We start from the raw sequence: 22,079 nt of genomic DNA, 5'->3' as shown, positions 1-22,079 counted from the left end.
GTTTTGCCGCCGACTTCCTTCAGATTCCACGTCACCATGGACACCCTTGTCTTAAGCTATGCACTTGGCACTATTAACCCGTGCTAGGGACTTTCACCCATTAGATTGCGTCCATGCCGGGCGCACATAAAAAAATCCCCTTCTTTTCAAAAAGAAGAGGATAAATACATAAAAAAACCCATAAAAGGGTTGACTTTTAATAGTACCTTCACTCATCTTTCAGAAGCAATGTTCTGATGGACTTAGCACCTTACATGCAAATAATAACATGTGGTTGCTGAAACTTCATCGGGCCAATCCCTCAGTTTCTCTCGATAAGAATAATTATTAAATTTTTATTTATGCAATTTTTGATTGCTTGAAGTTCATTATACTTACTACTTTTATAAATGTCAACAATAAAATCAAAATATTTTTACTGTTGACAATATTAAATAAAAGCCTTATTATAACTTTTAAACAACTTAATAACAAATTTCTTATCAAGAGAGGTGTAGGGACTGGCCCTTTGAAACCTCGGCAGCGGGTTCTTTTAGAATACTGTGCCAATTCCAGCAAAATGATTCTTTAAAGATAAGACGGCTATATTTAAACTATAAATTAACCCTCTTTTTTTTCATAGAAGAGGTTTTTTTGTTTAAAATGAATTACCTACTTATTTCACAATCATTTTGCAATTGAAAATTCTATTTTTTAGTATACCAAAAAAAATAATAGGAGGAGATTTTATGCAATTTACTTTAGGAAAAATCAACAAATTAAAAGTCGCAGTTTTATCAAACATTGAAGCCAACAAGAAAAACTACGTAGAAATAAGTCACAAAATCCATGAAAAACCTGAAATAGGAAACCAAGAATTTTTTGCTTCTAGTATACTTATTGAAACCTTAGAAAAACAGGGATTTACTATAGAAAAAGGAGTAGCTGGTCATGCAACTTCATTTATAGCGAGAAAGTGTTCCAAGGAAAAAAAAGGTGCAACTATTGGTTTTTTAGCAGAATATGATGCTCTTCCAAACCTTGGTCATGCTTGTGGTCATAATATTATTGGTACCACTAGTATTGCTGCTGCTATTGCTCTATCAAAGGTAATAGATGAGTTAGGTGGTCAAATAGTAGTTTTAGGTACTCCTGCAGAAGAAGGAGGCGAAAATGGAAGTGCAAAGGCAAGCTTTGTAAACCATGGTTTACTTAAAGGCATAGATGCTTGTATAATTGCTCATCCTTCAAGCAGAACTTGCATTACAGGTAATTCACTATGTGTAGATACATTAGACTTTGAATTTATAGGCAGACCCGCTCATGCAGCTGCTTGTCCTGAAAAAGGTATAAATGCACTAGATGGTGTTATACAATTATTTAATGGAATAAATGCCTTAAGACAGCATTTAACAAAGGATGCACGTATACACGGCATTATAACTCATGGAGGAGATGCTCCAAATATTGTTCCTGAATATGCTAAAGCAAGATTTTTCATTAGAGCTCCACTCGGAAAGGCTGCGATGAAGTAACAAATAAAGTTAAAAATATAGCTAAGGGCGCTGCTCTTGCTACTGGCTGCTTGGTTAATATTATTGCTTTTCAAAACAAGGTAGATAATATGCTTAAAAATAGTGCCTTTGATGATATCTTTGTAGAAAACTTGAAACTTTTAGGATTTGATTTAGATATACAAAATGAATCAGGAATAGGCTCCTCAGATGTAGGAAATATAAGCCATATTGTTCCAACGATTCAGCCAACTATTAAAATTGGACCTGACACTTTAGTGGGTCATACTAGTGAATTTTGTGATGCAGCAATATCAAAACAGGGAGATGAGGCTTTGATTCTCGGTGCTAAAGCCATAGCACTTACCGGGCTTTCCCTGTTAGCTTATGAGGATAAGCTTAAAATTATAACAGATGAATTTCATAGAGCTTTAGCTGCTGAATAACCTTCCCTTACTTTTTATTTCCTACTATATAATAAAACTATTTTAATTTTCATGTTGACACTGCTAATGTTCTAGTGTACTATTAACATATGTCACTAGAACATAGATGCACTTTCTCAAAGGAGATGGAATAATGGATACAACCTTTAATGACAAAACACCTATATATCTACAAATTATGGACCTTATAAAAATGGACATCGTTACAGGAAAATTAAAATCAAATGACAAATTACCTTCAGTACGGGAAATGGCAATAAATTTGAAGGTAAATCCAAATACACTTCAAAGATCCTATCAAGAGCTTGAAAGACTTGGAATTGTTTTTACACAAAGGGGCACCGGAACATTTGTTGGGGAGGAGAAAAATATGGTAGATAATTTAAAAAAAGAAATGGCAAAGGAAGTTATAGATTCCTTTATACTTAGAATGAAAAGCTTAGGTTTTACTACTAATGAAATAATTGAATCTATTTCAAATGAAACTAGGGAGGTAAAACAAAATGACTAATATATTAAAATCTGAAGGAATATGTAAGTCCTACTTAAATAAAAAAGCCTTGCGAGGAGTAGACCTAGAAATAATGCCTGGAAAAATTGTAGGACTTCTTGGCCCTAATGGTAGCGGTAAAACTACCTTTTTAAAAATAGCAGCCGGCATTCTTCATGCGTCTAGTGGAGAAATACTTATAGATGGTCAAAAGCCTGGTGTTTATACAAAATCTATAGTTTCCTATTTGCCTGATAATGAGTATCTTCTAAAATGGATGAAAGTAAAAGATGCTGTGAGGTATTTTAAGGACTTTTATTCTGATTTTGATGAAAAAAAAGCAAAGGAAATGCTTCTATTTATGAAACTTGATGAAAATAGCAGTGTAAATAGCCTTTCAAAGGGAATGAAGGAAAAATTAAAGCTTACCTTGGTACTTTCAAGAGCCGCAAAGCTTCATATACTTGATGAACCACTTGGTGGCGTAGACCCTACTACTAGAGAACAAATACTAAATGCTATAGTTAATAATTTTACTGAAAATAGTTCTATGATAATTACTACACATCTTGTAAATGATATAGAGCGAATTTTCGATGATGTAGCGTTTATATCTGATGGAAAGGTAGTACTACAAGGTAATGCCGAAGAGTTAAGAGTAGATAAGAAAAAGTCAATTGATGAACTCTACAGGGAGGTATTTCAATAATGTTTAAGCTTATAAAATATGAATTAAGATCAAATTTTTTAACCATACTTGGTAGTTGTATATCTGTTATAATTGCTAGTCTACTCCTTATGACAAAAAAAGGTACCTGGGGTGTTGGCGTACCCGGATTATCTGCGTGCTTAACTATCGGTGCCCTAATAGTAATATTTATATCTTCATTAAAAATTATGAGTAGATACTTATATGGAGACGAAGGATACTTACTATTTACACTTCCACAATCTGGTGCATCGATAATAGCATCCAGGCTAATAACCGCTTTAATTCAAATATGCATAATTTCTTTTGTATGTTTTTTGATGTCTTATTTCACTGTAACAGAAAAAATAGATTTAAGTTTTTTAAGAAATCTCAAGCTCAGTGGAGTATTATTTTATATAATTCAATATATATGGGGCCTTGTTTATTTCTTAACTTTCATATACTTCTGCATGGTTATTGGCAAAGTAGCTTTAAAAGGTAAAAAATTAGGGAAAATAGGTTCTTTCATAATTTTTATAATACTATCAATAGCACTAAGCTGGCTATCTACTAAAATTACCAACATATTTCCTCAAACACTTAACTTTGGTGGTTCTTCAATAGCTAATAATTTTGGAGCATCTAATTCTGATTTCTCCATTTCAGGTGGAAGATTAAATATTGCTAGTACCATATTTGATATAATTACTTTTGTAGGCTTCTTCTTAAGCACTACCTATTTAATAGATAAAAAATTAGATCTATCATAAACTCGTAATAATTTAAAACTAATATCAGGAGGTTGAACATACAAATGAAAACTATAGTACAAATTAAGAATGTTACAAAAAAAATCGGTAAAAAAGTGATAATAGATGACCTTACTTTTGACGTACGTTCCGGTGAGGTGTTTGGATTTCTGGGACCAAATGGTGCTGGTAAAACTACTACTATTAAAATGCTTTTAGGACTTATGTCTATTACTAAAGGTGAAATGTATATTGATGGAATTAATGTTGAGAAGGATTTTGAAAAGGCCATTGCTAAAGTAGGTGGGATTATTGAGAATCCAGATTTGTATAAATATTTAACAGGCTATCAAAATCTCCTTCATTACTTTCGAATGTACCCAGATATAAAGAAGGAACGTATTGATGAAGTTATAAAAATTGTGGGCCTTGAAAAAACAATACACAACAAAATAAAAACATATTCACTAGGGATGCGTCAAAGACTAGGGATTGCCCAGGCGCTACTTAACTCTCCCAAATTATTGGTACTAGATGAACCTACTAATGGACTAGATCCTGCCGGTATTCATGAATTGCGTAATCATTTAAGAACCCTTGCAAGAGAAGAAAATGTTGCAGTAATTGTATCAAGTCACTTGCTTTCAGAAATGGAACTTATGTGCGATAGGGTTGGAATACTTCAAAATGGAAAACTGGTTAGAATCCAGGATATGAAAGAAATGCTTGAAGATGAGGTAGATTCAGTTATAGCACTAACTGTTACTCCAATTGAAACTGCAAAAGCATATTTAGAAAGTCTTAGTAACAAATATAAACCAAAAATAAATGACAAAGAAATTGAAATTAAAGAAAATATAGAAAAAGTTCCTGAACTCGTTGAAAAACTTGTGAGTCAGGGAATTAAAATTTACGGTGTTCACAAAGTTCAACAAAGCTTAGAATCAAAATTCTTAGAAATGACAGGAGGTAATGAAATTGCGTAAGATGATAAATTTAGTTCGTAATGAAAATATGAAGCTTGCACATCACCTTAGCACATGGATAATGATGGGAATATTAGTTCTCCTGGTAGTAGCAGCTGGTCTGTTAACTAGATTTACAGGCACCCAGGCACCTAAAAGTGATTGGAAAGCAGATATAACAGTTCAAAATCAGGAGCTAAAAAAATCATTGGCTGAGCCAGGAATGTCTAAAAAGGACAAGGATAGCATTACAAATAATTTACAAACTAATGAATATCGTCTTAAGAATGATATACAACCAGTGCAAGGTAACTCCTTATGGGGATTTGTAGAGGGAAACAGTATGCTAATAACTTTAATCGCCCTTTTTGCCATTGTAATGGGTGGTGGAATAGTAGCCAATGAGTTTTCAGGAGGCACAATTAAACTATTACTAATTAGACCTTCAAAACGCTGGAAAATTCTACTTTCAAAATATATTTCTGTTATAGGGTATACTCTTTTAATGCTTTTGCTACTTTTAATAGTGTCGTTCCTTCTTGGAGGAATATTATTTAGCTTTAAGGGTTCAGCTACACCATTCCTTACAAATTCCAGTGGAGTAGTTACTGAAGTTAATATGATAGCACATATGATGTCGATTTACGGACTTCAGTGTATAAACTTACTTATGATGGTTACTTTAGCCTTTATGATTTCTTCTGTTTTCCGTAACAGTTCAATGGCTATAGGAATTGGTGTTTTTCTTTTAACTATAGCACCGGGAATAACACGACTAATCAGTATGAAATATACTTGGGCAAAATATATTTTATTTGCAAATACGGATTTGACTCAATATGCTAATGGACAGCCATTAGTTGAAGGAATGACAATGAGATTTTCAATTATTGTACTTATAGCTTATTTTGTAATTTTTAATGTTATTTCATATATAGGTTTTACCAAAAGAGATATAGTAGCATAATATTTATATTACTTAAAACAGAGCTTGTCATCAAACTGACAAGCTCTGTTTCTATTTTCTTGAACAATTTACTTAAGCTTATGGTTGATAGCATGGTACAGTTAACTTGACTTTAAATAGGTCTCCATCAATTTCAATACTAAGATTTCCTCCTTGAAGCTCTAAAATGCTCTTAGCAATGGAAAGTCCAAGACCTGACCCTTCAGTATTTCTAGACTTATCTCCCCTAATAAATCTTTCGAATATTTCTTCTTTGTCAAAATCCATTTCATAAGAGGAAATATTTTTCATAGTTATAATTATTTTATAATCATCCACTACTAAATCAATATATACTCTAGTACTGGGAAGCGAATATTTTAATATGTTATTTATGAGATTTTCAAATACTCTCCAAGTCTTTTTCCCATCTAAATTAGCATAGACTTTTTCTTTAGGCACCTTTAACTTAAATATTAAGGATGAATTATTAATTTTCTCATGAAGCTCTGCTAAGGCTTGCGAAAGTAGTGCAGTTACATCTACTTTTTCCATATTAAGTTCCACTGCGCCACTAGCCATCTTAGAAGCTTCAAATAAATCATCTATAAGTATTTTAAGTCTCTGAGATTTTCTATCTAATACATCTATATACCCTTGTGCTTTTTCATTAGATAAATCTTCTTTTTTTAGCAAATCCACATAATTTATAATGGATGTAAGTGGAGTTTTCAAATCATGAGAGACATTAGTTATGAGTTCAGACTTAAGCCTTTCACTTTTTATCTCATTTTCAAGGGATTTTTTAAACCCAGACTTCATATTATTTATGTTATGGGCTAGTTCAAAAAGGTCACCCCTCCCCTTTTCTTTTATAGTGTAATTAAGATTTCCTGAAACTATTTCCTCTGTTCCTTTTACAATACTTACAAAGGCTTTAATTACATTAAAGGAGTAAATCACTATAAATAACAGGTAGCAAAATACATATGCTATTGGTATTATTATAACAATTGAGCGGGACATTAAAGCAATAAATGCCGCTAGTATTGCTACTCCTGCCAGCAAAGTAAGTATGATAATTCCTCTTACTTTAAACTTAGTAGTTTTAGTCATGGGGCTTTCTTTCATAAAAATAGATAATTTATAAAGCAGGCATTTTTTTATCTCTGCTCTAAACTCCTCTTTATTTCTTTTTAAATTAACTACCATCCTTACATTAAAAATAAAATAGAATATATAAAATGCTACAATAGTAAGTTTATGAAGTTGTCCTAAACTATATGGTTTATAGAAAAATACCACTGTATTTAAATATACACTCATTATAAAAGAGTAAATTATAAATATAAATACCCTCGCGTCTAACGGTACTTTGTTGTACCACTTTGTTAATTTCTGAGTAAAATCTATTTCTTTATTATTTTTCTTTAGTATATATAATATATATACTAACATGAAAAGTCCTATACTAAATGATACAGCGCCTATTACTATCTCTTTAATAATTCTCTCTCCTACAGAATTATAATAAATATAACTTTCATATATATAACTACTTGGTTCTATATCCTTTGGAATAATAAAATATCCTTTTTCAAAATTTCCAGTAAACCACTTATTTATTGACGCAATTCCATTATTATTTGTCAATGCTTGCTTAGAAAATTTTATACTGTACAAAGCATTATTTTTTACATATAAATCTATATCTGATACATTTTGAATGTTAGTATCTATAACATTGCCTTTCCCTCTTGCTATATAGTATTTTATTATACTTTTTCCCTCTACAGCTTTTTTAACATTCTCATAGTCTTTAGTTTTATATTCAGCTATTTCCTTTTTAAAATCCTCTAAAGTTTTTGTATTCTCCTTTTTTAATTTATCAAGTTCTTTATTTTTTTCCTCTGTTAGCCTACTAACAGTCGCCTTAATACCTTCTTTTTCTGCTGCTAATATCTCATTAGCATATTTACTGTTTATTTCATCCTCTTTGTTTCTCAAGTTAGAATCATACAAGGTTTTAGATGACGCTAACTCTGCTTTTGTAACCTTTTGATCATCTGATTTCTGTGAATAATCTTTATATACTCCACTAAGCGCTTGTATATTATTAAAATAACCAACTAATTCATTTTTAAACCCTGAGCTAGTAAAATAGGGATCCGCTACTAAATACTTTCTATTTTTTATAAAGTCATTTGCTGACAATGCTGAGATCCCAAACATATATACACATATAATAAAAGCTGTAATATATGCATATTTATTTTTCAATTTTATATCCAATACCCCACACCACCTTTAAATATTTAGGTTCTTTCGGGTTTATCTCTATCTTCTCCCTTATTCTCCTTATATGAACTGACACAGTATTTTCCCCATTATAAAAGGCTTCTTCCCAAACTCTTTCATATATTTCTTCAATTGAGAATACTCTTCCCTTGTTTGCCATTAAAAGTTCCAATATCTTATATTCAATAGATGTAAGACTCATTTCTTTGTCTTCCACTGTTACCATTTTTGAGTCTTTATTTAATATAAGCCCACGTACATTTATCTCATTCTCACATTCTTTATAATTGCCAAGGCTCGTATACCTTCTCAGCTGAGATTTAACTCTAGCTACAAGTTCCATTGGATTAAATGGCTTTGTAATATAATCATCTGCACCTATATTAAGACCTAGTATTTTATCGCTATCTTCTGATTTAGCTGATAGCATTATTATTGGAATATTTTTACTTTCTCTGATTTTAAAGGTAGCTTTAATTCCATCCATTCTAGGCATCATTATATCCATTAATATAAGATGAACTTCCTCGGCTTTCAAAACCTCCAAGGCTTCTATACCATCTATAGCATGAAATACTGTTACACCTTCGTTTTTTAAATATATTTCTATTGCTTCCCTTATTTCATATTCATCGTCTACAATTAAAACGTTAAACTTAGTCATGACAATCACCCCTTCCCCCTATTATATATCTTAATTAAAAAACTTTACAATCACCCCTTTCTCATGAAGAATGCAAAAGCATCTTTATTAAAACCATTGACTTTAGCTATAACATTTATATTCCGTATATGATAAAGTTGTCCCTTATAATCTTTTGCTTGATTATCACATATATAAGCATAATCATAGTTTCCTTCCTTTACCCATTTCATGAATATATATGTATGAGTTGGAAATCCCTTTTGTTTTCCATTGACATCTGTTGTAAAACATATATCTCCAGGCATTAAATTTTTATAATACTTTTGTTTTTTAAATCCCTTTTTCGTAAGTAACGATATCATTTGCTGTGTATTGCTCGTTTCCATAGGTACCATGAAATTGTTTTTCCTTAGCACTTCTGATATAAAATAGACACAAGTATTTTCTGAACTGCCTTGATTTAATTCTATGGCAGAACCATAGACATCTTTTCTATTTGCTTCATCCTTTAAAAAATTATATAAATTCTCATTTTTATATAGACTATCTGCTTTTGTATATTGCTTAATATTTGTTGAAAATATTATTGCCATACTTGTTATTACTAAAACAAATATAATTAAGCTTACTTTTTTCATTTGATATCCCCCCAAATAATTAACTATAAATAATTATACATGGTACTTTTTACAAAATACTTATCATAATTCTTACAAATTTATTAAGAAAATCAAAAAAACACTAGCAAATGCTAGTGTTTTTTTTGCAAGTAAGTCTATAAGTCGAGTTCTGTATTAGATTTTTTCATTATTTATATCAATTTTATTATATTTTCTTATATCTATTAGTATTGATTTACTGTGTTTGATAGGTTTTCTATATTAAATTATATTTATTTCTATTTAATTATAATTTATAGGGCGGTGGCAAAGCGGTGGCAAAGAATAAATTTGCCACCGCTTTTATTTACACAACCTCTTTAAATGTATTTTAAAGCGATGCCATGGTAATTTTTTGTATTTATATATTTACTTTAAAATGATGAGTAAAGTAAATATAGTATAAAATCACCTAAACTGATACCCAAATAAGGGTTCCAGTCACCTTTATGGTGATCGCTCACTCCGACCTTTTATTATATGTCTCGAATTGCAATAACCTTCACCGCTGACTAAACTTCTCTTTTATTTTTATTCATTATAATTTGCTGAGATAATCTATTTTTATTTATATATCTTATAACTTTTACAAGTTCATACCAAACAACTGATGCTATTGCTATGGCAACTGCTAGCATAAACTGATTTAGAGATAGAGGTGCAAGCTTTAAAAAGACACACAGAGGGGTATATAATATTACTAATAACCCAGTTATTGTTCCTAAACTAGCTATCCACATTACCTTATCCTTCATTAATCTCTTAAATGATTTAATAGCAAAATCAGAATCTGAGCTATTAACTTGAACCAATAACACATTCGCTAACAATATAATAGTGAGACCCATTGCCCTTGCTAGAGGTGCATTACCTGGAGATTGATTTAAAAATGCATAATACGTCCCAAAGGATGCTCCAAATATAACAAAACCTTGTATCACACTTTTCAAAAGAATTCTTGCTGTTAACAGTTTTTCAAATGGATCACGGGGTGCTCGCTGCATAATATCGTGCTCTGCTGGCTGACGCTCTAATACAATTGAACAGGTAGGATCAATTACCAGTTCAAGTAAAACAACATGTAGTGGAAGTAATAAAAGACTCGCAGGATTTATTCCAAGCAAAGGAGCAAAGAGTGCTGCAAATGCGATAGGAATATGAATAGTAAATACATATCCAACTGCTTTTCTGATGTTATCATAAATTCTTCTACCATCTTTTATAGTGTCCACAATTGTAGAAAAATTATCATCAAGTAAGATTATATCTGCTGCTTCTCTTGATACTTCTGAACCACGTTTACCCATAGCAATACCAATATCTGCATATTTAAGAGCAGGTGCATCATTAACACCATCACCGGTCATTGCCACTATTTCACCATTTTGCTTAAAAGCCTTAACTATTCTCATCTTATGCTCAGGTATAACTCTAGAGAAAATACTTACATCTTTAACTCGAAGGCAAAGCTCTTCATCACTCATTTTATTTAGCTCATCACCAGTAATGATTTTGTCGCAGTTAGGCATATTAATTTTTTTTGCGATGGAACTAGCAGTTATTCCGTTATCTCCTGTTATCATCACAACACGAACACCGGCCTTTGTACAAGTTTCAATATCTTGTTTTACAGATTCCCTTGGGGGATCAACAAGCCCTACCATTCCTAAAAGTTGTAGTCCACATTCTATAAGTGTTTCAGGTATATCATTTGTGCTATTTATGATCATCTGTCCTACTGCAATAACACTAAGTCCCTGCTTAGTCATTTCCAATATTTTAGTTTCTGCTGTCTCTCTCTCATCATCCGTTAAGTTACATATCGTTAAAATATGCTCGGGTGATCCTTTTGCTGCGATTACAATATTATCGTTATTTTTCCAAACATGACCCATCATTTTGGTTTCATTAGTAAATGCATATTCTTTAATTAGCTCTCCACCAAATAGAATTTCTCTTGTGATTCCTTGTTCTTCACAATAGGATACCATGGCCTTTTCCATTGGATCATAGGCATCTGATTTACAACCCATACCCATAATAATAGTCAATCTTTTTTCATCACTTGTTAAACTGGAAGTATCTGTAACTGTCATTTTGTTCATCGTTATTGTGCCTGTTTTATCAACACAAAGAACGGAAACAGCACCTAAGGTTTCGACTGATGGCAATTTTCTAACAAGTGATTGATTTTTAGCAAGCCTCCATGCGCCCATTGATAAAAATACTGTTAAAATAACTGGGAATTCTTCTGGTATCATAGCCATAGCAAGAGTTACTCCTGATAAAATACTTTCTATAACTCTATCGCGAAAGATGTGATCTGGTATATTAAAATACGTAACAACTCCAACAAAAACAAATAGAACAGCTGCAATTCCTGCACATAGTTTCACTAACTTCCCAGTTTGTTTTTGAAGTGGTGTTGGATTATCAGGGGCAGCCATAATATTTTGTCCTATTTTTCCATATTCAGTTATTGCTCCTATTTTGTCTATTAATATAGTACCAGTACCTTGTGTAACAAGGGTTCCTGTGTAACAATAATCACTACGCCAATAATCAGTACTAGTAGTATCCCTGTTCTCTGTATTAATCTTCCATACACCCTCCGCCTCTCCCGTAAGAGATGATTCATCAATACAAAGGGTGCTTGCTCTTAAAACTACACCATCGGCAGGTACCTTAACACCTTCAGCAATATACATTATGTCGCCAGGCACTAAATCGAAGCTATTGATTACTTTTTCAATTCCGTCTCTAAATACTGTGATATGAGGAGCTGATAAATCTTTTAATGCATTTAAAGTTTTATCAGTTTTCCATTCTTGAATTACCTCAATACTAATAATTCCAAAAACGAAAACAAGCATGATAGCTCCATCCTTAGGTTCTCCTAGAATAAAATAGATTACAGCTGCAACAATTAAGAGTAGAAACATCGGCTCTCTAATGACTTTCAAAATCTTGTGTAAAAAGCTTTCCTTTTTCTTAGCCACCAGCTCATTCTTGCCCAATCTTTCTTGAATCTTCTTTGCTTCCGTCGTAGTAAGTCCTTGTAGTTCTTTGATTTGTTTTTCTGTCATAAGTAGTTACCCCCATTTTTGCTTATTTAAAGCATATTTAGTATAACTCCATGGCATTGCAATCTTCAGCGTTGCTCTAGAAATGGGTATAAAAAAACCCGTAGAACATAAACTGTCCCACAGGTATATAATTTATCCTGTTGCCATTAAGGCCCAGCCCCACGAACTTTTTTACAAGTTCATCGCCTGCTCAGTTTGTACTGTAAAATTGTATGCAGTGCAAAGAGATCTTTTTAAACTTACCATACCATCTAATACATGTCAATATTTAAATTATAATATCAAACCAATAATATAAGAATCTTTGTTATAGTTAAATATCTAATTAGATAAGTAATAGATATGTAGTACATTGTTTCCTAATTTATTAAGATATCACAATTTTAAATAACTATAATTAAATAGTCAGAACTACTCCCCCCTTCATATAAAACATTACTGCTATAAATCGGCCTTAAAAAATTTATATGTGGCTACTTATTTTTATCTTTGCTTCTTTCAAAATCCATTCACTTAATTCTTCTATTCCTTGGTTTTTTGTGCAAGAGGTTTCAAAAATCTTTGTCTTTTCATTTATTATTTTAATATCTTTGTAAAAATCATCTTTTTTAAAATCTGTAAACTCTATTAAATCTATCTTATTCAAAATTATTGCTGTGCTTTTTTCAAACATTAGTGGATATTTTAAAGGCTTATCATTTCCTTCTGTCACACTGAGCACGCAAAGCTTTATATCCTCACCAATTTCAAATTCAGCTGGGGATACTAAACATCCCACATTTTCTACAATAATAAGATCTATTTCTCTTAAATCAAAATTCAATGATGCTTCTCTTACCATTCCTCCATCTAAATAACAAGGTCCACCAGTATTAATTTGTACTACGGTTACCCCCGTGGCTTCAATTCTCTCTGCATCTTTAGTGGTATATAAGTCTCCTTCAATTACCGCCATATTTAATCTATCTTTAAGCCTTGGAATTAACTTTTCAAGTATAGAGGTTTTACCAGACCCTGGAGCACTCATTAGATTTATAACAAATATGCCCTCCTCATCGAAAAGGTTTTTATTTTCCGCATGGATTTCTTCATTAGTATTTAGCATATTAATATTAATCTTGATTTCACTCATTTCATTATTCTCCTTCTATTGTATATAAATATAGCTCATATATTCCTAAGAATCTTTAAATTTAAATAATCAGAATCATTATAGTTATTTTAATTAAATGTATTAAGTAATATTTATATAGAAAGGCTCACCATATTCTGTATTAACATGGGTAGCGCAAGATATACAAGGATCAAAGGAGCGCACGGTGCGACCTATCTCTATAGGATTCTTAAGATTTTGGATTTCAGTACCGATAAGCGCACTCTCAAGAGCTCCATGCTGCATCCTCTCGTCTATTGGTGAAAGATTCCAAGCAGTAGGAGTTACTATATCACAATTCTTTATAACCCCTTTTTCTATAGTAGTCCAATGCCCGAGAGCTCCCCTAACAGCATCACAAAGTCCTACTCCCTGTGCACTCTCTGGAATAATATATTTTTCCTGTACTGCTGGTATAGGATCTATTTCATCAAGTATTATAAGCATTTTTTCGCAAAGTTTTTTCCCCTCGAGTACCCTTGCCATTAGCCTATCCATGGTAGATATACTATTTCTGTAGGAACCTGATAAAATCATACGAGCAAGTGGCCCAACCTGTACGACTTTACCACTATACCTAGGAGCCTTAATAAAGGTGTATGCCCCGGGCTTTTTAATATCCATTTCAGAGGGAGCATTTGCTGGCACTTCACTAGCTTTCGAATCCTTATACCAAGAAAATGCTGAACTCTCTGTTATTGCTTTTGCATCTAAAGTAGCTATCTCACCATCAATATAACTTGAAGGTTGTACATACTCTATTTCTTTATTATTCAAATCATGAAATAATCCATAGGTTAAAAGATTTTTTGTTCCACCACCAATTTTAAAATACTCTGGATAATAATGGGCTATAATATTTATAGCCTCAACCATATTTTCGCACATAAATTCACTGATGGATTGTAGTATAGATCTCATTCTTATAATTTTAGAAGCATCCATGTTTGCAGTGGTTCCACCCACAAATACACCATGATTGTGTGGTACTTTCCCCCCTATAAGAGCTATAATTTCATGAGCAAGGCGACTACATTCTAGTGCCTTTACATAATCTTTATTTATTTTTTCTGTGTACTTGTTGGAAAGCCTTAAATCATAGTCTGAATTTCCTGGAACTATTGTTATGTTTACATAATCAGGAAACACAAAAATACAAATTTGCCTTATGATATTCTGAAGATACTCAGCCCCATGCGCAAAATTTCTTATTTTTACCCCATTCTCATTCGGTTTTATCTTTAGGGCATCCTCTAATGCCAAGCTTGCTACTAATCCATGTGACGTAGAACATATACCACATATTCTTTCAGTAAAATATACTGCATCTAATGGAAACCGTCCTATTAACATCTTTTCAAAGCCTCTAAACTGAATCCCACTGCTTTTAGCATCAACTATTTTATTTTTCTTGATTTCTACTTCTATGCTTAAAGGCCCCATAATTCTAGTTATAGGATCTATAGTTATTTTGGTAGTCACCACAATCACCTCACTCTAGAATATATTTGAACTATCAATTGTTATCTAACTATGGCTTTTAATCACCTTTAGTACTTAACAAATGGTTCTGTACCATCCGGGAAAAATTCACTAGCACAACCTATACAAGGAGTACTCGCTTCTACTGGCCAATTAATTCTCGAATTCCATAATCCAAGTGGACAGTACGCCTTTGTAATAGGTCCTTTGCATCCAAGCTTTATCATGCACTCTTTTTCTCCTAGCTTCCCTGCAAATATTTTATTATCAAAATATGAACGTCTTGGACAATTATTGTGGTTGGTTTCTTTAAAAAACATTACTGGGCGGCCCTTCTCATCTATTTCAATCTTTTTATAAAGAATAATGCTAGCTACAGTTCCCATAACCCAAAGAGGATTTGCTGGACAGCCTGGAATATTTATTACTTCCTTTCCAAGAAACTCCCCTAGACTTATGCATCCTGTTGGATTAGGTCTAGCTGCAGATATTCCTCCAAATGAAGCACAAGTTCCAATAGCTATTATTGCTTTTGCTTTCTGTGCTGCTAAATTGATTGCTTCCGCTGTAGGTATCCGCCTCCCCTTATATGTTGAAAATGTATTATAGAAGCCCTCATCTATGTTAGTTAGTGCACCTTCTACTCCTAATATAAAATCTGTATTTAAAACTTCTAAAAATTTTTCATAGGCAACTTCGCCTTCTGCTTGCATAAGGCTAGGGCTAAATTTTAAATCAACCATTTCTTGTAGGAAATAAAGAACATCTGGTTGATCTGCATTAAGAAAAGAAATTATATTTCCCATACAACCATTAGCCTCCATCCATATAAAGTTAATTTTTTTTTCCTCACCCTTATGAATTTCATCTATAGCATTTTTTATAAGTCTTCTTTCAGGCAAAATACTCCCTCCTATCTATCTTTCATTAATGTATATTGAAAAATTCTTTTCATTATGCAGTATTTAACTCTTAATAATCATAATCAAAATAAATAAGACCAGAGATTAACATAATCCCTGGCTCAACTTTTATAAAATTTAACATATTCTTGGAAGCTGAATTCCAGATGGCATATCAACCAACCTTTTTCCACCTACTACTGTGTTTAAATAAACCTTTTGTCCTAATTCGTGCGTAACTTTTCCGATAATTACAGCATCAGTCCCTAGTGGGTGTTTTCTCATTACACTCAGTACCTTTTCAGCGTAGGCTCCCGGCACAAAAGCACAAAGTTTTCCTTCATTAGCAATATATAATGGATCGAGTCCCAGCATCTCAGTAACACCTTTTACTTCTTCTTTTAAAGGTAAATTATTTTCTTCAAGAGCTATAGTTACATTGCTAAACTCACTAATTTCATTAAGCACGGCTGCTACCCCACCTCTTGTGGCATCACGAATAACATGGATCCCGTCATAAGCTTCAATCATTGTGTCTACTAAGGAATTAAGGCATGCACAATCACTTTTTAAATTCCCTTCAAAAATGAATTTATTTCTTTCACACATTATTGTCATTCCATGGTCACCTAATGTACCATTTATTATAATGACATCTCCCACTTGTGCATTGGCACAATTAATATTAACATTGTCATAAATCCTGCCAATACCAGAAGTGTTAATAAAAATTCCATCCACACTTCCTTTTTCCACAACCTTTGTGTCTCCAGCTACAATTTTTACACCCGCTTCATTAGCTACTCCTGCCATAGACTTCACAATTTCTTCTAATTTTTTGATTGAAAAGCCCTCTTCAATGATAAAAGCGGTTGTTATGTAAAGTGGTTTTGCTCCACTTACGGCAAGGTCATTTACAGTGCCACAAACTGCTAATTTACCAATATTGCCGCCATTAAAAAATATTGGATTTACTACAAAAGAATCAGTAGTAAAAGCAAGTCTCGCAAAATCTATATCTACTTGAGCTGCATCATTCATTTGATTTAAAATATCATTACCAAAATATTTGAAAAACACTTCATTAATCAATTTATTCGATTGCAAACCGCCACTTCCGTCACTTAGAGTTATAGTGCCAATCATCTAAAAAGACCCCCTGTTATTTAATGTCTTTATGATATCTATAATATGCTGCACAGGTACCTTCTGATGAAACCATGCAGGATCCAACTGGGTTTTCTGGCGTACAAAGTTTTTTAAAAAGTGGACAATCTATTGGTTTAATTTTTCCCTTAAGAATTTCTCCACATTTGCAGCCAGGACTGCCATCATAATCTTTATAATTAATTTTAAAATGCTTAAGTGCGTCAAAATTTTCATACTCACCATTAAATTTCAGACCACTTTTGGGTATTCTACCAATCCCTCTCCAATTACTATCTACAATATCAAAAGCTTTATTTAAATATTCTAAGGCATATGGGTTACCCTCAGCCTTAACTATTCTTTTATACTCATTTCTAATCCTATAATCCCTTTTGCTTATTAATCGTACTAATGTATTTAACCCTTGAAGTATATCTAAAGGTTCAAACCCTGTAACTACTCCAGGAATATTATAATCCGCACTTAGAAATTCATATGGTTTTGTACCAATAATTGCACAAACATGCCCTGGCAATAAAAACCCATCTATTTTCAATTCTTTGTCCTGAACTAAAACTTCCATAACAGGTGGAACGATTTTGTGAGCCGTAAAGAAAAATAAATTGCTTATATTATCTTTCTTAGCCTCTATCGCCGTAACCGCAGTCATAGGAGCAGTAGTTTCGAATCCTACTGACAAAACCACTATTTTTTTAAAAGGATTTCGTGAAGCCATCATAAGACAATCCATTGGAGAGTATATTATTCTTACATCTGCACCTTCTGCTTTTTTCTTACTTAATGTACCTTTTTTTCCGGGAACTTTCATCATATCTCCAAAGGTTGCAATAATTACATCTTTTTTCTGTGAAAGTCTTAATGCGGTATCAATATAACTTTGGGGCGTAACGCACACAGGACAGCCTGGACCTGATATCAGATTTATATTTGAAGGAAGTATGTCCCTAATACCATATCTGAATATAGCCATAGTATGGGTACCACAAACCTCCATAATGTTTATCTTTTCACTAGTAATATTATTTAACTTTTCTACGAGTTTTTTGGAATAATCATTGCTTCTAAATTCATCAACAAACTTCATTTTCAAGAAGCTCCTTAAAAATATCCAAGGTTATTTTTGCTTCTTCTTCATCTACCTTTTGTATTGCACAACCTGCATGTACAAGTACATATTCATTCACAGCTACTTCTGGCACGAGATGCATAAATACTTCTCTTTTCATATTCCCAATCTCTACAATACCCTTATTTCCTTCTAAACTTAAAATTTTTCCTGGAACTGCTAAGCACATTCTCGTTACTCCTTTTCCTCTCTAATTGAGAAATATTATTTATTTGATCATTAGTTTTTTATTTTGTATTTTACTCAGTAACCATGAACATATTTCATCTATACCCTCATCTTTAACACAAGATGTTTCAAATGTATCCGCATTAGCATTCAAAGATTTTATATCTCTATAGAACTCTTCTTTGTTAAAATCAGTAAATTCTATTAAATCTAGTTTGTTTAAAATAATTGCACCACTTTTTTCAAACATGAGTGGATATTTCAGAGGTTTGTCATTTCCTTCAGGAGTACTCAAAACACAAATTTTTATATCTTCACCAATTTCAAATTCTGCAGGACAAACTAGATTACCTACATTTTCTATTACAAGCAGATCTGTCTTATCAAGGGTTAATGCATTTAATGCATTTTTTATCATTTCCCCATCAAGGTGACACGCTCCCCCAGTATTGATTTGAATCACTGGAACACCCTGAGCCTCTATCCTCTGCGCATCTTTTGTGGTATAAATATCTCCTTCGATTACAGCAATATTTATATTGTTTTTAAGCTTTGCTATTATTCTCTCAAGTAACGAAGTCTTACCTGAACCAGGCGAACTCATTAGGTTTATTACATAGATGCCTTTTTCGTCTAATAATTTTTTATTTTTAGAAGTTATCTCATCATTTGTTTGAAGTATATTCTTAACTATCTTTATTACACTCATATTTTAATCTCCTTCTATAGTATTTACATAAAGCTCATATCCATGAATAATACTAGAACAAAACTTATTACAGCATGGACATAGTTTATTAAAATGGTCAATTGGAAATTCTTTCATGCAATCTTTACACTCAGCTACTGCATTAACTTTTTCTATTTCTAAAGTTGAACCTTCAAGCATTGTATCAATTATAGAAATTTTGAATGCAAACTTTAAACATTCTGCCATAACACCAGACAACTCTCCTATTTTTAACGATACCTTGGTAACTTTAGTTAATTTATTTTCAATTGCTTTCTCTGAAACTATTTTAATAATATTTTCAATTATAGATACTTCATGCATATTTATCTCCTAATTAATTTACATTTATTCCTTTATTAAAATATATGTACAATTATTAACTAAAATGTTTTTTGATTATAATTTTTCTATTATCTTATTAAATCATTTTCCATAGAATCATTTTCCATAGAATTATTTTCTATTATTGCATTGGCTATAATTATCTGCCCAATTGCTACGCCTCCATCATTAGACGGCAAGTTCTTATGAGTATAGACTTTAAAATTATTATGTTTGAGATTAGAACTTATTTTCTTAAGTAAAAAAGAATTTTGAAAAACCCCTCCACTAAGCGTTACTTCATTTATATCTGAATCTAGCCTGATGCGTATGCATATACTCACAGTTATATTTACTATAGTATTTTGAAATTTAGAAGCAATAATTTTAGCGGGTATTCCTTTTATTTTATCTTTTAAAGCCTCAATAATTATTTCAGATGGCTCTATAATATACATATCTTGTTTTATTACTTTATAAGTATAGGATTCTTCAATATTCATTTCTGATATAGCTTCAAGCTCAATAGACGCCTGTCCTTCATAAGTAACTACATCTGTAATTCCAATTATATTTGCCATCGCATCAAAAAGTCTACCCATACTTGAGGTATCTGTGCAATTAATGTTTGAGTTTAAAATATTAATTACATTAATACCTTGATTACCATATAATTCAAAAATTAAATCATAAACTTCTTTTTTATTTTTGTTTATACTTAAAGACTTATAAAGATAGGAAACCGCCATTCGAAAGGGCTCTTTAATGGCTTTTTCACCTCCAGGCATTTTTATATAATCAAGATGAGCTACCCTTGTAAATTCAAGGCAATCACAAATTAAAAATTCACCACCCCATATTTTGCCGTCGCTTCCATACCCAGTTCCGTCAAAACAAACTCCAATCACTTTTTCTTCTAATTTATTTTCAAACATGCAACTAACTATATGAGCATGATGATGCTGCACAGCGATCTTAGGCAAATCATATCCCAAAGCATATTTAGTTGACATATACCCCGGATGCATATCAAACGCAATAAATTTCGGAAAAAAAGAAAATATATTTTTGAAATGTTCAATATTTTTCTTATAGTGTTCATATGTTTCTAAATTTTCGAGATCACCATTAAATTGGCTTAAAAACAAAAATCCTTCTTTACTAATACAGAAAGTATTTTTCATATTGGAACCACAAGCTAAGATATTCCTCGTATTAGTCCATTTAAAAGGTTCAGGCACAAATCCCCTTGCGCGCCTTATAATTGTTTGTTGTTTATTTACAACCTTTAATACAGAATCATCAACTGGGACGTGTATTTCACGGTTATGCATGAGGAAATAATCCACAATACCTGAAAGTGACTTTCTTGCAGAACTGTCTTTATACTCTATAGGTAAACCATTTACATTTGCACTAGTCATAATAAGCACCTTAAGTTTTTCTGAAAACAATAAAATATGAATAGGTGTATATGGAAGCATTACTCCTATTGTTTTTTGATTAGGTGCAATTTCTTGTGGTAAATCGTAGCTTTCCTTTTGGTCTAAAATAACAATCGGCTTTTTTATTCCAGTTAGTATCTTCTCTTCTAACAGGTTAACCCTGCAATATTTCTTTACTGTTTCTATATTCTTTATCATAACTGCAAGTGGTTTATAAACTCTTTTTTTTCTATCTCTTAAGATACTCACGGAAGTTTCATTCAATCCATCACAGACAAGGTGAAAACCTCCGAGCCCCTTTATGGCAAATATTTTTCCTTCCATAAGCATGTTTTGGGCAAAAATTATAGGATCTTCTATTTCTAATCTTTTACCCTTGAAATCCTCTATCCAAAGTTCTGGACCGCAAGACCCGCAGGCATTTGGTTGTGCATGAAATCTTCTATCTTTAGGATCTAAATATTCACTATTACACTTCTTGCACATTTTAAATTCACTCATTGTAGTCATGTTTCTATCGTAAGGCAATTCTTTGATTATAGAAAACCTGGGACCACAATTTGTACAATTTGTAAACGTGTACCCCCTTCTCCTATTGTATAAATTTAATATATCTTCTGCGCAATCACTACAAGTAGCTATATCTGGCGATATTAAAGTGATTTTATCAACACTCTGTTCACTTTCTTTGATTTCGAAACTGGAATAATTTAATACTTTATCAGCTTTTATAGTTATCTTTACTATCCGAGAAAGAGGCGGAGGATTATTCTCAAGAGCCTGTATAAATTTATCTATATCCTTCTCAAAGCCCTCAACATCTATATAAACTCCTTCAGAATTATTATTCACCCAGCCTTTTAACCCAAAAGTTTTTGCTTGATTATATACAAATGGACGAAAACCTACTCCTTGAACTATTCCTTCCACCACAATAAACCTTCTCTTTTTATCCATAATACAACGCCTTTCATATATTTTCAGAATTTTAAAGTTTTAATGTGTACTATATCTTATTTCTTATTATATTCCTATTACATTCCTTTAATTACCAGGAGTTTCTTATATATGACCTCGAGTTTAGTAGATTTAACCCTTTTTTAAGTAACC

20 protein-coding genes and 3 riboswitches are annotated in these 22,079 nt (G+C 32.1%); of the genes, 7 read left to right on the top strand and 13 right to left on the bottom strand.

What is annotated here, in order from left to right; translation table 11 throughout:
• Positions 1 to 209: 209 nt before the first annotated feature.
• Positions 210 to 321, bottom strand: a riboswitch (SAM riboswitch).
• A gap of 155 nt (positions 322 to 476) precedes the next feature.
• A riboswitch (SAM riboswitch) is annotated at positions 477 to 580 on the top strand.
• A 148-nt stretch (positions 581 to 728) separates the two neighbouring features.
• From Ctaglu_RS25950 to Ctaglu_RS15655, 7 genes are all read left to right on the top strand, one after another.
• Positions 729 to 1,514, top strand: coding sequence for an amidohydrolase (locus tag Ctaglu_RS25950; RefSeq protein WP_233439810.1), 786 nt, complete (start codon positions 729 to 731; stop codon positions 1,512 to 1,514).
• A gap of 89 nt (positions 1,515 to 1,603) precedes the next feature.
• The gene (locus Ctaglu_RS25945; protein ID WP_233439809.1) at positions 1,604 to 1,939 is read left to right on the top strand and encodes a zinc-binding metallopeptidase family protein; all 336 of its coding nucleotides are present in this window, start codon (positions 1,604 to 1,606) and stop codon (positions 1,937 to 1,939) included.
• A gap of 133 nt (positions 1,940 to 2,072) precedes the next feature.
• Positions 2,073 to 2,450, top strand: coding sequence for a GntR family transcriptional regulator (locus Ctaglu_RS15675; protein WP_125003356.1), 378 nt, complete (start codon positions 2,073 to 2,075; stop codon positions 2,448 to 2,450).
• Entirely contained in the window at positions 2,443 to 3,138 is a 696-nt protein-coding gene (locus Ctaglu_RS15670) for an ABC transporter ATP-binding protein (RefSeq protein ID WP_125003354.1), read from the top strand. The genes Ctaglu_RS15675 and Ctaglu_RS15670 overlap by 8 nt, the downstream gene beginning before the upstream one ends.
• A complete protein-coding gene (locus Ctaglu_RS15665) occupies positions 3,138 to 3,890 on the top strand; it encodes a hypothetical protein (RefSeq protein WP_125003352.1) in 753 nt (250 codons plus the stop codon). The genes Ctaglu_RS15670 and Ctaglu_RS15665 overlap by 1 nt, the downstream gene beginning before the upstream one ends.
• 44 nt (positions 3,891 to 3,934) lie before the next feature.
• Positions 3,935 to 4,855 (top strand): ABC transporter ATP-binding protein, encoded by a 921-nt coding sequence (locus Ctaglu_RS15660; RefSeq protein WP_125003350.1) that lies wholly within the window; start codon positions 3,935 to 3,937, stop codon positions 4,853 to 4,855.
• A gap of 1 nt (position 4,856) precedes the next feature.
• Positions 4,857 to 5,801 (top strand): ABC transporter permease, encoded by a 945-nt coding sequence (locus Ctaglu_RS15655; RefSeq protein WP_125003368.1) that lies wholly within the window; start codon positions 4,857 to 4,859, stop codon positions 5,799 to 5,801.
• Between the two features lie 78 nt (positions 5,802 to 5,879).
• Here the strand turns inward: Ctaglu_RS15655 and Ctaglu_RS15650 are convergent, their stop codons facing one another.
• The 13 genes from Ctaglu_RS15650 to hypF form a co-directional block, all read right to left on the bottom strand.
• Positions 5,880 to 8,072 carry a histidine kinase dimerization/phospho-acceptor domain-containing protein gene (locus Ctaglu_RS15650; RefSeq protein ID WP_307720497.1) on the bottom strand — a complete coding sequence of 731 codons (2,193 nt, stop codon included), beginning with the start codon at positions 8,070 to 8,072 and terminating at the stop codon, positions 5,880 to 5,882.
• Positions 8,050 to 8,742, bottom strand: a complete 693-nt coding sequence (locus Ctaglu_RS15645; protein ID WP_125003348.1) for a response regulator transcription factor — start codon at positions 8,740 to 8,742, stop codon at positions 8,050 to 8,052. Before Ctaglu_RS15645 ends, Ctaglu_RS15650 begins: the two co-directional genes overlap by 23 nt.
• Before the next feature lie 50 nt (positions 8,743 to 8,792).
• Positions 8,793 to 9,362 carry a hypothetical protein gene (locus Ctaglu_RS15640; RefSeq protein WP_125003346.1) on the bottom strand — a complete coding sequence of 190 codons (570 nt, stop codon included), beginning with the start codon at positions 9,360 to 9,362 and terminating at the stop codon, positions 8,793 to 8,795.
• Between the two features lie 533 nt (positions 9,363 to 9,895).
• Positions 9,896 to 12,469: a cation-translocating P-type ATPase gene (locus tag Ctaglu_RS15635; protein WP_125003344.1), complete on the bottom strand. Its 2,574-nt coding sequence runs from the start codon at positions 12,467 to 12,469 to the stop codon at positions 9,896 to 9,898.
• A gap of 110 nt (positions 12,470 to 12,579) precedes the next feature.
• A riboswitch (NiCo riboswitch) is annotated at positions 12,580 to 12,673 on the bottom strand.
• 259 nt (positions 12,674 to 12,932) lie between these two features.
• Positions 12,933 to 13,601 (bottom strand): hydrogenase nickel incorporation protein HypB, encoded by a 669-nt coding sequence (gene hypB / locus Ctaglu_RS15630; RefSeq protein ID WP_125003342.1) that lies wholly within the window; start codon positions 13,599 to 13,601, stop codon positions 12,933 to 12,935.
• A 102-nt stretch (positions 13,602 to 13,703) separates the two neighbouring features.
• Positions 13,704 to 15,104 carry a nickel-dependent hydrogenase large subunit gene (locus Ctaglu_RS15625; RefSeq protein WP_125003340.1) on the bottom strand — a complete coding sequence of 467 codons (1,401 nt, stop codon included), beginning with the start codon at positions 15,102 to 15,104 and terminating at the stop codon, positions 13,704 to 13,706.
• 68 nt (positions 15,105 to 15,172) lie between these two features.
• A complete protein-coding gene (locus tag Ctaglu_RS15620; protein WP_125003338.1) occupies positions 15,173 to 16,006 on the bottom strand; it encodes a hydrogenase small subunit in 834 nt (277 codons plus the stop codon).
• Between the two features lie 138 nt (positions 16,007 to 16,144).
• A complete protein-coding gene (hypE, locus tag Ctaglu_RS15615) occupies positions 16,145 to 17,152 on the bottom strand; it encodes a hydrogenase expression/formation protein HypE (protein ID WP_125003336.1) in 1,008 nt (335 codons plus the stop codon).
• A 16-nt stretch (positions 17,153 to 17,168) separates the two neighbouring features.
• Positions 17,169 to 18,260: a hydrogenase formation protein HypD gene (gene hypD / locus Ctaglu_RS15610; RefSeq protein WP_125003334.1), complete on the bottom strand. Its 1,092-nt coding sequence runs from the start codon at positions 18,258 to 18,260 to the stop codon at positions 17,169 to 17,171.
• Positions 18,247 to 18,471, bottom strand: coding sequence for a HypC/HybG/HupF family hydrogenase formation chaperone (locus Ctaglu_RS15605; RefSeq protein WP_125003332.1), 225 nt, complete (start codon positions 18,469 to 18,471; stop codon positions 18,247 to 18,249). The genes hypD and Ctaglu_RS15605 overlap by 14 nt, the downstream gene beginning before the upstream one ends.
• A 39-nt stretch (positions 18,472 to 18,510) precedes the next feature.
• A complete protein-coding gene (hypB, locus tag Ctaglu_RS15600) occupies positions 18,511 to 19,179 on the bottom strand; it encodes a hydrogenase nickel incorporation protein HypB (protein ID WP_125003331.1) in 669 nt (222 codons plus the stop codon).
• 3 nt (positions 19,180 to 19,182) lie between these two features.
• Entirely contained in the window at positions 19,183 to 19,524 is a 342-nt protein-coding gene (gene hypA / locus Ctaglu_RS15595; RefSeq protein ID WP_125003329.1) for a hydrogenase maturation nickel metallochaperone HypA, read from the bottom strand.
• Between the two features lie 89 nt (positions 19,525 to 19,613).
• Positions 19,614 to 21,926 (bottom strand): carbamoyltransferase HypF, encoded by a 2,313-nt coding sequence (gene hypF / locus Ctaglu_RS15590; protein WP_125003327.1) that lies wholly within the window; start codon positions 21,924 to 21,926, stop codon positions 19,614 to 19,616.
• Between the last annotated feature and the right edge of the window lie 153 nt (positions 21,927 to 22,079).

It is taken from the genome of Clostridium tagluense (assembly GCF_003865095.1).
GTDB classification, from domain to species: domain Bacteria; phylum Bacillota; class Clostridia; order Clostridiales; family Clostridiaceae; genus Clostridium_AD; species Clostridium_AD tagluense.
Note: the sequence above shows the minus strand (reverse complement) of the source record. Positions and strands in the feature narration are given on the sequence as shown.

Bases quoted from the DNA above. Each gene is read 5' to 3' on its own strand.
- Ctaglu_RS15655 (WP_125003368.1), top strand. From the start codon at position 4,857: ATGATAAATTTAGTTCGTAATGAAAATATGAAGCTTGCACATCACCTT.
- Ctaglu_RS15640 (WP_125003346.1), bottom strand. From the start codon at position 9,362: ATGAAAAAAGTAAGCTTAATTATATTTGTTTTAGTAATAACAAGTATG.
- hypE (WP_125003336.1), bottom strand. From the start codon at position 17,152: ATGATTGGCACTATAACTCTAAGTGACGGAAGTGGCGGTTTGCAATCG.
- hypB (WP_125003342.1), bottom strand. From the start codon at position 13,601: ATGAGTGAAATCAAGATTAATATTAATATGCTAAATACTAATGAAGAA.
- Ctaglu_RS15605 (WP_125003332.1), bottom strand. From the start codon at position 18,471: ATGTGCTTAGCAGTTCCAGGAAAAATTTTAAGTTTAGAAGGAAATAAG.
- hypB (WP_125003331.1), bottom strand. From the start codon at position 19,179: ATGAGTGTAATAAAGATAGTTAAGAATATACTTCAAACAAATGATGAG.
- Ctaglu_RS15645 (WP_125003348.1), bottom strand. From the start codon at position 8,742: ATGACTAAGTTTAACGTTTTAATTGTAGACGATGAATATGAAATAAGG.
- hypD (WP_125003334.1), bottom strand. From the start codon at position 18,260: ATGAAGTTTGTTGATGAATTTAGAAGCAATGATTATTCCAAAAAACTC.
- hypA (WP_125003329.1), bottom strand. From the start codon at position 19,524: ATGCATGAAGTATCTATAATTGAAAATATTATTAAAATAGTTTCAGAG.
- Ctaglu_RS25945 (WP_233439809.1), top strand. From the start codon at position 1,604: ATGCTTAAAAATAGTGCCTTTGATGATATCTTTGTAGAAAACTTGAAA.
- Ctaglu_RS15675 (WP_125003356.1), top strand. From the start codon at position 2,073: ATGGATACAACCTTTAATGACAAAACACCTATATATCTACAAATTATG.
- Ctaglu_RS15635 (WP_125003344.1), bottom strand. From the start codon at position 12,469: ATGACAGAAAAACAAATCAAAGAACTACAAGGACTTACTACGACGGAA.
- hypF (WP_125003327.1), bottom strand. From the start codon at position 21,926: ATGGATAAAAAGAGAAGGTTTATTGTGGTGGAAGGAATAGTTCAAGGA.
- Ctaglu_RS15665 (WP_125003352.1), top strand. From the start codon at position 3,138: ATGTTTAAGCTTATAAAATATGAATTAAGATCAAATTTTTTAACCATA.
- Ctaglu_RS15670 (WP_125003354.1), top strand. From the start codon at position 2,443: ATGACTAATATATTAAAATCTGAAGGAATATGTAAGTCCTACTTAAAT.
- Ctaglu_RS15660 (WP_125003350.1), top strand. From the start codon at position 3,935: ATGAAAACTATAGTACAAATTAAGAATGTTACAAAAAAAATCGGTAAA.
- Ctaglu_RS25950 (WP_233439810.1), top strand. From the start codon at position 729: ATGCAATTTACTTTAGGAAAAATCAACAAATTAAAAGTCGCAGTTTTA.